Origin of the sequence: Streptomyces sp. NPDC088910 (genome assembly GCF_044749865.1) — a bacterium.
In the GTDB taxonomy this organism is placed as follows: domain Bacteria; phylum Actinomycetota; class Actinomycetes; order Streptomycetales; family Streptomycetaceae; genus Actinacidiphila.
The window spans coordinates 1-14,431 of the sequence record NZ_JBIVIV010000020.1; the positions used below are offsets into that span (position 1 = coordinate 1).

Sequence of the window (14,431 nt, forward strand, 5' to 3'; positions counted from 1 at the left end):
CACACCGGCGGCGGCCGAGGATTCGCCAGACCCTCGCCCCGTGGACTGATGGAATCGAGCACCCCACCTCCGCCACCGGAGTCGACTACGGCACCGTCTTGCAGGCGATTACAGTCCTGCGAAGGTAGGCCCGAAGGCCAGGCGCACACCTAAAGTCGTCGTCAAACCTGCCCAGCGATTGCTTGACGGTGATCGTTCCAGTACCAGGACGGGGACAACTGGGTCCGCGCCAGCCAACTGGTAGGCATAGTCAAGGATTTGACCGAGTCCAAGGCGGATCTGCTGGTCTTCGCCGGTCGCGCCCAGACTCTTGACCTCTGCGATGAATATTTGTTCACCTTCAACCCAACCAGCGTCGAAGAGAGGGGCGCGAGGCGCAGGGCCCAAAAGGCGGACTCCTCTTCTGTCCAAGTGCACTGCCAGTGCCCTGATCGTTGCTTCATGGGCTGCCGTGCCCGCGTCCAGAGCTGACAAGTCAATCGCCAGGTCGGATGCCACATGTACTGGTGCTGCGCGAGGAGCTAATTCGACCCCCAGTACTCCATCTCCCAGTTCGGGGACGAACTCGACGCCGGCGCCAGAACCGCGGAGCCTGCGACATCGTGCTCGTCGGCCTGCCAGTAGTTCCCCAAAGCCGTCCGAGTCGATGACGTGCACATGGGGACCGCCGCTCAATCTGGTGCGCTGGACATCGACGAGTTTCTCGCTGTAGCCGCGCCGTGTGTCTATGACCGACTGGCCGTCCAGACTTCCCTGGACGAGTAGGGTTACCTTCCCGGAAAAGTCCGTCGCGGTTTGCCCATTCAGCTTGCTGACCCGGCGCTCGCACTCCCTTCGGTACATCCGATCACCGTTGATCTCCACTTTTCCGGTGAAGGTGACGAACTGACCTCTGAGGTTGGGGACCCACCCTGTACAATTGCGCACCGTCACCACTGGCTCCTTCCGTGATTCGCGGGGCCCTCGGGCCGAGATCCCAACTCGGCCCATGGCCTCGTATAGCCTGGTGTGCCCACCACTCGCCCGCTTCCACGACGTACCCTTCAATGTCGCGTTCATAGACGCTGCAGCCATGATTCACCTTGAAGGCTGGGGCTGGGACGGGTACTGCCATATTCGTGTCGTGAGATGGCTACTCGGCCGCGTCCTACGGCGGACTCCGGTCCCCTTGGGATGGACCGCTTGGCGACCGGACAGCCGTGGGCCGTAGTTGGTGATCGGGGTAAGTCCACGGGTGAGATACATGCAATGAGCGATAGCTCAATGCATTCCGATACCTGCACGGCCACAGTCGGTGCCATGCATATGGACCGTTTCGAGGTTTTTCCATCGGGGCGCGAGTCGCCGAGTGTTCGCCGGTTCCCGTGCCGACGTCCGACGAGGTATCCGCCGGCACTGACAACGGCTGGTGCCCGGGCTGAGACCTTCTCATCGAATGGATCTCTGTGGGAGCTCAGCCGTTACCGCGACTCGCAAAGGTCGGCAGGACAGGATCTGCCCGCACCGTCACCGCGGCGGTCCGGGGTACGGTCAGAGCAAAACGACGCTGCGCTTCATCCCGACCAGCTCGCGCAGCTTGTCCTGGCTCTCCGGGTCGGTTGGGTACACCACCGTGCCGACCATGCCACGCGTCAGCAGGACTTTGTACGTGTTGCGGATCAGGCGGTCCACGTCGGTGTCCGGCGTGGACTTCTTGAAGACCGGGTCCTTGGACTTCGTACGGTCGGTGACCCAGCGGTCGCCGCGCCAGACGAAGTCGGGGCCGATGATGACGCCGGACCAGTCGTACTCGAACCCCTGCGCGGTGTAGACACAGCCGATCTGGCCGAAGCCGGCCGGGTCGGTGGCCCACAGTGCGGACGGCGGGGCCCCGGAGATGGCGCGCTCGCCCTTGAGGTTCCAGGGGCGGGCCCAGTCGCCGATCACCACGTCCGCCGGCAGTGGCTGCCCGGGCTTCGCCTCGGACCAGGGCCAGCAGTAGCCCGCGGTCATGCGGGCGCCGTAGCGCTCGCCGCGCCGGTCCTGGAGGAACGCCTCCATCTCCTCCGGGCTCCCGGCGACCTGGAGCTGCATGCGGTCGTCGGGCTCCCAGGCGACCGGACCACCTGGCTCCAGGCCGAGGAGGCGCACGACCCACCGCAGATAGGCGTCACTGCCGCCGCAGCGGTACTGGCTCTCCAGACGGACGACGGAACACTCGACCCCCTTGCGGGTCGCGGCTGCCTTGATCTCGGCGACCGTCCCCATTTCGCCAGGCCGTACTACCTGGTGTTCGTCCAGGAGGAAGACCGGGACCCGGGCCACGTCGATGAGTTCGTCAATCTGCGGTCGGCCCGTCCGGTGGGCGGCAGAGGTGAAGCGGTTGGCCGAGGTCTCCCGGATGCGGTGGGCCTCGTCGCAGATCAGCACGTCGAGGGAGTTCTTCTCGGCCGTCATGAAGCCGTTGAAGAACTTGAAGAGATCCTGCACCTCGCGCTTGCGCGCGCCGGCCACCTTCCGCATGGTCTGGGTAAACGACTTGGAGCCGGTGGCGTGCAGTGCCGGGACGCCCTGCCGGTACAGCTCACCGAGAACGGACAGCGCGATGACGCTCTTGCCGGTGCCCGGCCCGCCGGTGACGACTACGACCTCCTTGTGATCGGACTGCTTCGCCTTGCGGACCGCGTTCAGGACCATCCGATACGCGACCTGCTGCTCGTCGAGCAGAACGAACTGCTCGCGCTCCCGCACCTCCTGCGCAGCCAACGCCATGAGTTGCTTGGACGGCGCCGCCTTGCCTGCCAGCAGTTCGTCGGCCGCCCGTGCCCCCGGATGCTTGTCGCTCAGCCTGGTGCGGAGGTGGTCGAGGAACGAGCCTCGGCTCTCGGCGGTGAAGAGCTGACCCCGATCGTCGGTCTCGATCTCCCGCAGCCCGCTCATGCCGAACTCCGTTGCGTTGTGGAGGTACGCCACCCCGCTGACCCGTTTCGGGTGCTCCGCGAGGGCGCCGTTGAAGTTGACCAGGTACTCGCAGTAGCGGCGCACCTGCTCGATCGGGTTGAGTACGGGCTGCGCGTAGGCGTCGATGTGGCAGAGCAGCGGATCGTCCTCGTGCGGCTCTGCGTGGCTCCACTGCTTCAGCTCGACCACGACGTAGGACGGCTCCCCGGTGACCGGATGTACTCCGGCGAGTACGGCGTCGGCGCGCTTGCTGTTCAGCGGCAGGGCGTACTCCAGCATCACTTCGACGTCATCGAGACCGGCGTCACCGAGAGCCGAGGCCAGTGCCGGGATGCTGCGTTCCCACGAGCGAACCTCGGAGGCTCCGGGGCGGTATCCGTGCATGTGGACGAACTGTTCGGTGAGGTGCAGGAAGAGCGAGCCGTCGAGCGCCATGACGGCGACCGTCCTGGCTGACGCGCGGAACAGCAAGGATTTCCCCCAGGCAGCACGAAATGACTCGTGCGGGTGGGGGCATGTCCTTCGAGACTCCACCTGAGTGGAGCGGAAGCCCGTCGGGCCGCGATGACGATGGGTTCAAGGGTACTCAGCCGTCCGGCGGCGCACTGACCGTTCCGCTTCCCGTGCGCTCAGCGGGCGGTCATCCTCTGATCCCGAGCCAGGGTTGAGGCGATCCACTGTGCTGCCTCTTCAGGGTGCGCGCTCGTGCCGACGCCGAGGACCTGGACGACACCGAGCAGGCCGTCTGGGCCGCGGACCTGGAGTGTGCGATGAGCGTGACTAGCGGTTTGAGGGTGGACGATCACGGAGCGCGGACAGTCGGCCGAGGCGTAGCCGGCACTGTAAGTGAGGAGCTGATGAACGTCGCCGGCGCTGACACCGTGGCGGTCGTATCGCTTGTACTTGGCGTCCACCGGTAGAACGGAGGGCGCTGTCGTGTCGGGTCCCGGGAGGCTGAGCAGGACATCGGGCCGGAAGCGCGATGGGCTGCCGAGATCTCCGCGGACGGTGATGCCGGTTCTGCCTGTGGCCGTGATGGAGCAGCCCCCGAGCCGGGAAGCAGCGTCGGCGGTCAGTCGGCGGACGACGGCTTCCCAGAGGGCGGGCATTCGGAGCAGCAGGCCCTCCGCCGAGGTGCCGAGATCGGTGAGGAGATCGGTGACGCCGCCTCCGCGCAGGAGCAGTCGAGCCCAGGTGTGAGCAGCGCGGTAGCGGGAGTTCAGCCGCGTGTACCGGACGCGGTCCAGGGCGCGGAGGGCGGCGCCAGGTGTCGCGGCCTGTGGAAACGCAGAGGCGGTGGACCGGAGTTCGCGTGCCAGGTGCGAGTCGGACACCAGCGCAAGGGCGGCCCGCAGGGCCGTACCCAGAACCCGGTTGTCCCAGATGTCCGTCTCGCGATCGAAGGTGCGGATGTGGAGTTGGTCCAGCTGTCCATAGCGTCGCGAGATCTGCTTCGCGAAGTCCAGACGTCCGCGCAGGACGGGCTCAATGCTCTGGTGCCGCACGTAGCCGTGACGCAGGCCCTCTCTCAGCAGCCGCTGGCACTGTTCCAGCAGAGCCGCCGCTACGAGGTCGGCGTAACCGTCAGGCCCGGTGGACCAGCGCCGTGTTGTTGTCGTAAGGGGTGTCGGCGCGTCGAGGGCGTAGGCGAGCCACGTCATGAGCCGCTCACCGGATATGGCGAACTTCGGCTCGATGACCAGGCGCACGTGGTCCAGCGCCAGGACTCCGACTGTCGCGTCGGCCTTGAGCCGCCACCCGGCGGGTCCGCGGTCGAGGGTGAGGCAGCGGCGCTCCTGAAGGACCTGTAGACGGTCGACGTCGCGAGGCGTGAGCTGTTCGGTTCGCAGCCCCGTCGACTCGTATTCCCCCAGTCGGACCGCGGTGAGATCAGGCATCTGTATCGGGCACGCCGGTGGTGAACTCGGTGGCCAGCGCGTTGGGGAGATCCTGCGGTGACATCAGTGCCGCGCGTCCGGTGTCGGCGTCCACCAGACCGCCGAGAATGCGGTGCAGCAGGTCCGCCTGTCCCAGACAGTAGTCCTCGAGAAGGGGGATCACGTCGTGGTGGAAAGCGGCAGCCAGGTCGTCCTCAGTGGCGATGGGCTCGTCGTCACGCAAGAGATAGGCGTGACCTATCTGGTGATCGCCATCAAGGTGTTGGCTGATGCGGGTGTTGAGGGCCTCGAAGAACTGCGCGAGGTCCAGTGGACCGACAGCACCGGACACGGCCTCTGGGTCGGGGCCGACCGGCAGGAAGGCGAATCGGCGACGTACGGCCGCGTCCAGGTGGCTGATGCTGCGATCCGCCGTGTTCATGGTCCCGATGATCCGTATGTTCGGCGGTACGGAGAAGCTGCGCCCGCTTACGGAGAGGTCGATCGGCATGCCTCGCTTGTCGAGTTCGAGGAGTGTCACCAACTCGCCGAAGATGCGCGGGAGATCGCCACGGTTGATCTCGTCGATGATGAGCAGAACGGTCTCGTCGGGTTGGGCGTCCGCTTTGGCGCACAGGCTGTGGAAGACGCCGTCGGTGAGCGCCAGCGTCAGTCCCGGACCTGTCGCACTCAGATCGGGTTTGAAGCCCTCGATGAAGTCCTCGTAGCCGTATGAGGGGTGGAAGGTCACCATGTGAACGCGACGGCTCTGCAGTATCTCGCGCTGCGCGGCGGCACGCTGATCCGGCGTCCCCGCGAGGGCGTCGGCGTAGCCGGTCAGAGCGAGTGCGGCGCCGAGCGCGAGGCGCGTCTTGCCGGTGCCGGGCGGTCCGTGCAGGATCACCTGGCCTTTGCGGTTCAGTGCCTCAAGAACCGCTTCCACGTCCTCGGGCAGTGTGGCTGGTGCCCTATCGGTATCGGGTGAACGGTTCGTCTCCGGGCTTCCGAGACCGGCCGACCCGTTGGTGATTCGAGCGAACAACGACGGGTCGACCTTGGCGAACGTGGAGCGCCAGCCGTGCTGCGGCTTCGGCAGTTTCTGCGCGTGCGAGTCGTCCCAGGTGACCGGTACGAGATGCTGGTACTCCGGCAAGTCGTTGTCGTAGCGGTAGCTTCCGCTCACCGTTCCGGTGGCGAGGATCTCGTCCGTGCCGCGATTGGCCACGATCCGGTCCCCGGCCTCCAGATCGCGGAAGGCGAGGAGACGGCGGGCGAGCGTGAGGCTGCCGCCGCTGGTGCGTGGCCACTGCTCGTCGAGAGCTTTCTTGAGTTCCGTGTCGCTCTGGTACTGGCCGAGGTCGCCGACTTCGTCCCACCCGACGCGCACCGTCTCACCGTCGCGAAATTCGTCCCAGAGCCGGCCGCGCTCACCAGGGGCGATCTTCCAAATGGCGCGTTGGCGCGGGCGCGGATCAAAGTACTCGTAGAGGAAGTGCATGACCTGGTGTCCGGTCCACCCGTCGAACTCCTCTCGCTCTCGTACGAGCTCGAGAAGGCGACGATTGCTGTGCCAGGCCGGCGCGCCGCTCTGCACCGAGCCACCGAGCAGCACGACGAAATTACGCAGGTGCTCACCGGCGTAGATGGGCAGAAAATGCTGCGGGAAGTAGGTGGCCAGCGATTTGGTGACCAATGTCGGTCCGAACCGCAGCGCATCCAGGTCGTCCAGCGCGTCGAAGTCCTCTGCGGCGACAGCTTCGAAGGCCCGGACGAACTGCTCGCGCAGTGTCGTCCAAGCGCTCTCCGGCTCCATTCCGCGTAGCGGAGCCGCAAGGCGCCACTCACCCGACCTGTGGTGATACATGATGTGCTTCGCGGCGCTGCCGCCTTTGATGCTGCCCAGGTGCGGAGTGCCGAACTCCATCAGTCGGCAGTACGTTGGCGCGCTCCCAGACGACGTCGGTTGCCCCAAGGCGTAGCGCGACAACGGCAGGGTGGCCCACTCCTCCAAGGGGAACTGGGCCAGCACCTGTTTGCGCTCATCCTCGGCGGCTGCTTCGACCTCTGCCAACGCGGTCCTGTCGAACGTGGCCGCGGTCTCCCACGGATTCGCCTGCTTCATCACGACGGTCATGCTGCCGGATCCTCCTTGGCCAGGGTGCGGGTATGCGGAATCGGAAAGCGCTCTGCCGCGCGTGCGCGGTCGGGCGCCCGGGTAGGCACCCGGACGCCCGACCGCACGCGCATCACGCCGCCTGCTGCCCGGCGTCCGCCTCCCCCTCCGGCGGGATGCCGACGACCTCCACCTCCACGCCGTACGACCGGAGCGTGCGCGCCGCGTGGGCCAGGGCGACCTGGGCGAAGGGGTACAGGGTGTCGACGGTCAGGGCGTCGTGCCCCTTGAGGAGGATCGCGAAGACCACCCGGTGGGGGAGGAAGCCCTCGGGGAGGCGACGGCCGTCGCCCAGCTCCTCGACCTTGGCCGCGAAGCCGGCCCGTGCTTCGGGCTGGTTGAGCAGTGCCTCCACGGCCACGATGCCCTGGCTGAACAGGTGGCTGAGCGCGTCCGAGCCGCTGGCGCGCTTGACCATCACCAGGGTGTTGTCAGGGGCGAGCAGGTCGCACACCTCGACACCGTTCTTCCGGTGCAGCGGCGTGCGGACGTTCTTCCGGTCGAGGCAGAGGAAGCCGGGACGTTCGCGCTGGACGCTCTTGTTGTATGCCTGCTCGTCGTCGCCGTCCCGCCAGGGCGGCAGGTCGACCGAGGGGGTCGGGGTGATGACGCGTCGGGTGGTGATGGCCAGGCCCCCCAGATACGCCTGGTCGAATTCGTGCCACCGAGCTTCCAGGAAGACGAAGCGCCGACCGTCGTCCAGCAGCAGATCGGCCTCGATCCACAGGGCCAGCGGGTCGGTACGGATGATGTCACCGGGCCGGGCGCGGTCGTCCGAGTACAGCGTGACCTGGCCGTCCTCGAGCGCTGGGAAGCGGTGGCCGGGACGGTGGAACCGCAGCCTCCCGAGAACGTAGTCGAGGTCGAAGGCGTCGCTGAAGTGCCGGTCCTCGCGGGTACCGAACCGGACGCCGACGGCGCGGACCTGGTCCATGTCGTCCAGGCTGTCACTGGGCACGGTCGCGGTGGCGCGCACTCCGCCGAGAGTGCCGAGGGCGGCGTCGAGCGCGAGATTGAGCGAGGCGATCATTTCCTGCTCCTGGACAGGCGTCACGGACTCCACGAACTCCAGTTCCGGGAGCGGGAGTTCCTCCCTGGAGACCTTGGCGATGATGCGGATGTCGCTGATCAGCGCGGCGGGGTCGGCGCCGTAGGGGAGCCGCAGACCGCTGCCGCCCTCAGCGCTGCGCACGCGCCCGTCACCGCTGAGCGCGACCGTCAGCTCAGGCCGGTTCAAGCGGCCGGTGAGCTTGTCCACGAGCTTCGTGAAGGTGTCCAGCGCGAGGACACCGATCGGTGCCCCGCCCGGGAGCATCGAGATGTCGGTGCGGCCCTGACCCGGCGTACGGGAGACGGCCGCCCGGATGTCGTCGGGGTCGACACTGCGAATCACGAACCGCAGTCCGAACCGCCGGTCCTTGAACTCGCCGGGCACGAGCCGGAAGCCGTCGCCGAAGGTGACGACGTAGACCTCGCCGTCGACGGCGAGCATGATGAGCGCCGCCCCGCGCCGCGACGGCTCGCGCACCTCCCACCCGGTGAGGCGCGAGAAGCCGGCGCACCAGGTCGACTCTTCCTTGGCGAAACTGCCGCACAGTGCGACGGCGGGGACGTCGTAGTGGCTGAGGACCTGGATCTCCGCACCCATGTCATCGAGCTTGTCCGCAGGGATGCAGTCGAGCATGGCCTCGACGGTGGGCTCGACACCGGTCAGCCGGTAGAGGGTCCGGTTGGACGTGGCGGTGGAGGGAGGAACCGGTTCAGGGACGAATCGAGACATGGCTGTACTGCTCCTGCGGGATGGCGGTGCTGGCATGCGGGTCGTACGCCGACAACTCGGCGTCGGGGGCGACGGCCACGGGGCCGGGCGCGCTGAGACCAGGAGGGAGCTGTACCGGTGCTCGAGCCCTGCCAAGAGGACCTGCCGGAGCAGCCGATGGAACCAGCAAACCACTTCCCGCGAATTAACGCAAATTATTGGAACTACTGGAATCTTGAAGCATCGACTGGGAGCGCGGTAGTCTGCCGTCATGACCGCATCGTTGGAAGAGCTGGAAGCGCGGATGGTGGAGTACCGCACCGCCATCAGCGAATCGAACCGACGCGGGGAGAAAGACGAGGCCAAGCGCCTGCGTGACAAGCTCCGCGCCGTGCTGGCGGAGTACACGAGAGTCGTGGACGAGGGCGAGGAACTCAGTGAGCCGGGCGGCCTCCATGCCGTCGAGGCCGAGCCTCCTCCGTTCGGCGGCGCACCTCAGTCATCGACGTCCGTCCCGATCCGCGAACAGGCCCACCAGGCCCTGACCATCCTCGATGCCCCGGCGGGCCCCAAACTGATCGCCGCCACGCACGCGGCCTTCCTGTCCGAACCCGTCGTCACCGCCCGATTGGGCTCCCTGCGGCGGGACGAGGAACGCTCCTTCGTGGCGCAGCCGTTCGCGCGGCCGTACTACATCTGCCCGGCATTGACACACGACCGGTTCACCCCGGTGCGGGGCCTGCTCGCGGTGTCGACGTGGTCGTTGGAGCAGCGGATCTCCGGCCCCCTCGGCCCGCGGGTCGACTTTCTGACGCACGCCAAACGTGTAGGCGAGCAGGTGGCACGGATTGAACGAGCCGGCCATCAACCGACTCTCCCTGCCTGGGCGTTGCTGAGGAGGTTCGCTCTGAACATCCCGGGCGCCTACGAGGGGTTCGGCCGCCCGGACGCGACCCGTGTGGTGGAGGCGGCGGAGGCGGAAACCGCGGTCCATGCCGACGCGGACGACGCGACGAGGCGGGCCGCCGCCGCGCGTGCCCGCGAGCAATTGACCGATCCAGCACGTCTGTTGTTCGGTGCCGCCAGAGTGGGCGGTGTCGACAAGGCCGATTCCGGCTCCGAGAATTGATGACCCGCTTCGGAGCGGCCGGTGAGAACGAGTCCCGCCGCCTCTCCTGTGCCCGATCCCGATCGCCGGGAGGGGGTCCACCGTGCGGTGGCCCTCCGTGCACTGTGTCTGAGAGAGGTACATGGCGACACCGACCCCACCCCCGACCGGCCCAGGGTTACTCAACCGGCTCCGTGGAAACGAGCCGCGACAGCCGTATTCGGCCCGCAAGATCACTGCCTTGACCGTCAATCCCGGATGTGAACGCCGTGCGGTGATCGACGCTGCGGGCGTCGACAAGATGAAGCTGGCCCGCCGGCTCGGGAATCCGGCCCCCTTCGGCCAGTCCCCGCTCGCCATCACTCGCCAGCGCACCTTCGCCGACCAGCTCAAGGCGTACGGATACGCCGAGTTGATCACCCTCCTGCGGTCCGAGCTGGGAGTCCCCGTGGCGGAAGCGGGTGTGGCGGACCTCAATTCGGTCGGTGGCAACGAGGACGCGGCGCCGCGGGCGGCGGAAACGAGAAATCTTCTCCGCGCGATCGCACAGGACCGCGAATCCCGGCTGATCCTCGACCACCCCATCCTGACCCTGGACGTGGCGGGCACCACCGCCCACCTGGAGCCCGACGCTGTCAGCCACCGCATCGACGACCAGCTCTATGTCGTACTCATCAGGTCCTTCGCCGCCGTGGACGGACAGGCGGATCCCGGGAAGGTCGCGGAGGCCGCCAAGCAAGCCGCCGTCTACGTCCTCGCCCTGCGCGAGACGCTCCGAAGCGTGGACGTGGCGGCCGACCTGGTCTCCGACCGCTTCCTCTTGGTCCTGCCGAAGGACTTCAGCAACCGGCCGTACGGCAAACTGGTCGACCTGCGACAGCAACTCGACGCCGTACAGCACCAGCTGACACGCCTGGCGTCGGTCGAAGCGCGGGCCGCGACTCTTTCTCCCGGTGCCACCCTCGACCTTTCCGTGGACGGTGGCCGTCCGGCGGCCAGGGTCTCGCAACTGCTCGACACCGTCGAGGAACTTCCGCATCTCTACGGCCCGCGCTGTCTCGACATGTGCGAACTCTCGCGATACTGCCGGGACTCGGCAGTGGGCGACGGCGACCCCGCCCATCTCGGCAGTACGGTCCGCGACAGCCTTCCCGGGCTTGAGAGCACCGCCGCCGCGCATGCTCTCGCCCACGGCGAAGGGCACATTTCGGAGGCGCAGGAAGAGGTTGTGGCACTGCTCAGGACCGCGGCTGATCTTCGGATCCGGCGACTCGGCGGAGGCGCCGCATGAGCACTCTCGGCGTCATCGCCACGCTCCAGGCAGCGGCCGACCGGCGTGCGGTGCCCATCACCTCCGTACGGCACACCCACATCGCCGACCGGCCGTTCGTCGTCATCCCCCTCGGACTCGCCGGAGAGGCGTGCGCACCCCTCGCAGCGCTGGTTGGCGCGGACCGCGGGGAACCGAGACTTCTCGTCGCTCCGCAGCCCAAGAACCGCACCGACCGCTTTCGGCTCACGGCCGAGTTCGCCGCACTGCTTCTTCCCTACCTGGACGACTTCACTGCCGACACCGAGACCTACGAGGCGGGCCGCGGAGCCAAGAAGGAACAGCGCGTGAGGTGCACCGACGCTCCGCAGCTTGTGGTGCCCAACCCCGGCGCCGCAGCCTTCCTCCGTCTGCTCGGACGGTCCACCCGATTCCGTCGCACCGAGGGCCCGTACGCGGTCGATCCCGGAGTGCCGCGACTGGGCCAGTGGCTGACGTGGTTCGCGGACCAGGCCGAATTCGCCACTTCCAGCCTGGAACTCGCCCTTACCCGCGTCCTTTCCGCACACTGGGCAACGGGACAGAGCCCGGTCGAGGATGCTCATCTGCCGGCGCTCATGGGCTGGATCGATCCACCCAAAGGGTGGGACGGACCCACGGCGGCCCGCTGGGCGGAAGACCCGGCCAACGTCCCACCGGCGGGGCCCGCGACCGACCCCGAGTTCGACCGTATCCTTGTCGATCTCTACGCTGCGGTCGACAAGGCGGACCACTCGCGCCGCCGCGCCGCCGCCGTACGGCAGCTCGAAGCCCAGCTGCTGCCACAACTCCTTCCCACGTGGGACCTGATGTGGCGGGCCCTGGACCTCCTCAGGAGCGTGCCCCCCGCCGGTAAGCTCGCCGCCCGCTGGCAGAACGACCGCGACGGTTTCACCTACTTCGCCGAGTACCTCGCATCGGGCGGACTGCCCCAGGCCCGGCGTGACCATGCCTCCGGCGCCGCCCGTCGCCTCGCGCGACTGGAGGACGCAGCCAATCGGTTCGACGCCGAACGCGCGCTGGACGACCCGCTGGTGATGGCCGAATACGAACTGACCGGCGAGGCGGTAGTGGGTACGGTGACCGGTGGCGCTCCGGACCGGACGGTGCTCAGCAAAGCCAACAGGATTTCGCTGCGCCCGATGGTCACGCTGTCGGTGCCGGGGCCAGGACGGTTCCGTGTCGGCGACGAAGTCCGGAGTCCCGCCCGCCAGGCCCAGGAGGCCACCGTCCTGGCGATCCGAGGTGAGGGCGACGGGCCGTACGAGATCGACCTGGAGCTGAGCAAAGGCATGGGCCGTTCCCAACGGCCGCCCGCGCCGCCGGGTTCCGTACCCGCGCTGGGCGAGGAGGTCTGCTACACCTCCGTGTCCTTCTTCAGCATGCCCGCCGCACTCCCCGATGACGAAGCCACGCCCTGGACACACGGCGGTCCGCCGCCTCCCCACCGGCCCACCGACGACGACGCCAATGAGGTCTGGGAATGACGACGGCAGCATCTGCGTCCCTTACGCCCGGTGAACGGGCCGATGACGCCGTCCGATCAATCCTGGCCGGCATCGACCAACTCGCGGCCGGCACGTCCCGCGGGCTCGTCGTCGACTCGCCGCCCGGGGCAGGAAAGTCCACGCTCGTGGTCCGGGCGGCCGCCCATCTCGTCGCGCAGGGGCACGAGGTGATGATCGTCGCCCAGACGAACGAGCAGGTCGACGATCTGGCCCAGCGCCTCGTCGAGAGCCATCCGGCGCTGACGGTGGGCCGGCTCCTCAAGAGCAGCGGATCTCTGGCTCCGCGGCTCGTCGCCCTCGGCAGAGTCATGGGCGCCCGCAGGATGGCCGACTTCGAGACCCGCCCGCCCGTCATCATCGCGACGGCCGCCAAGTGGGCATGGATAACCGACGACCACGGCCACTGGCCGCTCGCCATCATCGACGAGGCGTACCAGATGCGGTCCGACGCTCTCCTCGCCTGCGCGGGCCTCTTCGACAAGGCCCTGTTCGTCGGTGACCCCGGCCAGTTGGACCCCTTCAGCACCGTGGCGACCGAACGGTGGCACGGACTCAGCTGGAATCCGCTGAACAACGCGGTGGACGTGACGCTTGCCCACAACCCGACGACGGCGCTGCACGCCCTGCCCGTCTCCTGGCGGCTGCCAGCTTCGGCCGCCGAACTGACCCGACGGGCCTTCTACCCCTTCACCAGCTTCGACGCGGGGACCGGCCCGGACGACCGGCACATGGCACTCCTGCCGACGCTCGGCCGGACGCCGGTCGACCTCGCCCTCGACGCCGCCGCCGAAACCGGCTGGGGCTACTACGAGCTGCCCGCCCGGCAGACGCTGCGAACGGACCGCGAACTCGCCGACGCCCTCGCGGAATCCGCCCTACGACTGCTGACCCGCGGCACCACCACATCCTGTGAGCAGGCGCCGGAGGGCCGGACCCTGCTCCCGTCCCGCATCGCGATCGGCGTCTCGCACAACGACCAGGCCGAGGCCGTACGAAGCCGTCTCCTCGCCGAGCCGCGGCTGACCGGCGTCACCGTCGACACCGCCAACCGCCTCCAGGGCCGCGAATTCGACGTCACCCTCGTCTGGCACCCTCTCTCGGGCCGCGTCGACGCCAGCGCTTTCCACCTGGAGACCGGCCGCCTCTGCGTCCTGCTGTCCCGCCACCGCCACGCCTGCCTGGTCTTCGCCCGCGCGGGCATCACCGACCTCCTCGACCGCCACCCCTCCACCCAGCCCGTCCACCTCGACGTCCCGCCCAAATTCCCCGACGGCTGGCGCGCCCACCAGATCGTCATGGCGCACCTCAGCCGCCCGGAACATCGTGTCCAGGCCTGACATAGGCATCGTTGCCGGCTGGCCGGGCGGCAGTGGATTTGGATCGCGAGCCCTGGCGGGCACTGGCTTGTACGCGGTGCCAGGTTCGCTCGGGTACCGCCGGTCAGCAGGCCGAGCGCGCTGTCGGCATCAAGGCCGAGGCGGGGCACCCAAGCCTCCCTAGGGTCTCGGCTGATGCTCAACTCCGTTACGAGCAGTTGGAGTTCACGGCCTAAGCGCCGCCGTTGACCCGAACCTGACGCGTAGTCAAAGCGAGACGCAATGCGCACGCTGTTGGGGGCAGGAGGGGCATGGCAGCGAGCCTGGCGGCTTTACGGAAGGCATGTGTTCCGCGGAAGGACGTACTTGAAGGCGGGTTGGCAGACAACCACTTCGCGGCGCAGCTGGACAAGGTGGTCCGCGACGCGGAGCACTATCCGG

General features: G+C 67.9%; 9 protein-coding genes. 4 read left to right on the top strand and 5 right to left on the bottom strand.

The window, feature by feature from the left end; translation table 11 throughout:
• Positions 1 to 108: 108 nt before the first annotated feature.
• The 5 genes from ACIP4Z_RS33540 to ACIP4Z_RS33560 form a co-directional block, all read right to left on the bottom strand.
• Entirely contained in the window at positions 109 to 933 is an 825-nt protein-coding gene (locus ACIP4Z_RS33540; RefSeq protein ID WP_401314224.1) for a hypothetical protein, read from the bottom strand.
• A gap of 597 nt (positions 934 to 1,530) precedes the next feature.
• Positions 1,531 to 3,411: a DNA/RNA helicase domain-containing protein gene (locus tag ACIP4Z_RS33545; protein ID WP_401314226.1), complete on the bottom strand. Its 1,881-nt coding sequence runs from the start codon at positions 3,409 to 3,411 to the stop codon at positions 1,531 to 1,533.
• Between the two features lie 158 nt (positions 3,412 to 3,569).
• A complete protein-coding gene (locus ACIP4Z_RS33550; protein ID WP_401314228.1) occupies positions 3,570 to 4,838 on the bottom strand; it encodes an McrC family protein in 1,269 nt (422 codons plus the stop codon).
• On the bottom strand, positions 4,831 to 6,951 hold the full coding sequence (locus tag ACIP4Z_RS33555; RefSeq protein WP_401314230.1) for an McrB family protein: 2,121 nt from the start codon (positions 6,949 to 6,951) through the stop codon (positions 4,831 to 4,833). The genes ACIP4Z_RS33550 and ACIP4Z_RS33555 overlap by 8 nt, the downstream gene beginning before the upstream one ends.
• 112 nt (positions 6,952 to 7,063) lie before the next feature.
• Complete coding sequence (locus ACIP4Z_RS33560) at positions 7,064 to 8,770, bottom strand: DUF6119 family protein (RefSeq protein ID WP_401314232.1); 1,707 nt, start codon at positions 8,768 to 8,770, stop codon at positions 7,064 to 7,066.
• Between the two features lie 250 nt (positions 8,771 to 9,020).
• On the opposite strand from ACIP4Z_RS33560, the gene ACIP4Z_RS33565 reads away from it, so the two are divergent.
• The 4 genes from ACIP4Z_RS33565 to ACIP4Z_RS33580 all read left to right on the top strand — a co-directional run bounded on the left by ACIP4Z_RS33565 (position 9,021) and on the right by ACIP4Z_RS33580 (position 14,011).
• On the top strand, positions 9,021 to 9,878 hold the full coding sequence (locus tag ACIP4Z_RS33565; protein WP_401314234.1) for a hypothetical protein: 858 nt from the start codon (positions 9,021 to 9,023) through the stop codon (positions 9,876 to 9,878).
• 253 nt (positions 9,879 to 10,131) lie between these two features.
• Positions 10,132 to 11,148 (top strand): hypothetical protein, encoded by a 1,017-nt coding sequence (locus tag ACIP4Z_RS33570; RefSeq protein WP_401314236.1) that lies wholly within the window; start codon positions 10,132 to 10,134, stop codon positions 11,146 to 11,148.
• Positions 11,145 to 12,653, top strand: coding sequence for a hypothetical protein (locus ACIP4Z_RS33575; protein WP_401314238.1), 1,509 nt, complete (start codon positions 11,145 to 11,147; stop codon positions 12,651 to 12,653). Before ACIP4Z_RS33570 ends, ACIP4Z_RS33575 begins: the two co-directional genes overlap by 4 nt.
• Positions 12,650 to 14,011, top strand: a complete 1,362-nt coding sequence (locus ACIP4Z_RS33580) for an AAA family ATPase (protein WP_401314240.1) — start codon at positions 12,650 to 12,652, stop codon at positions 14,009 to 14,011. Before ACIP4Z_RS33575 ends, ACIP4Z_RS33580 begins: the two co-directional genes overlap by 4 nt.
• Positions 14,012 to 14,431 lie beyond the last annotated feature (420 nt).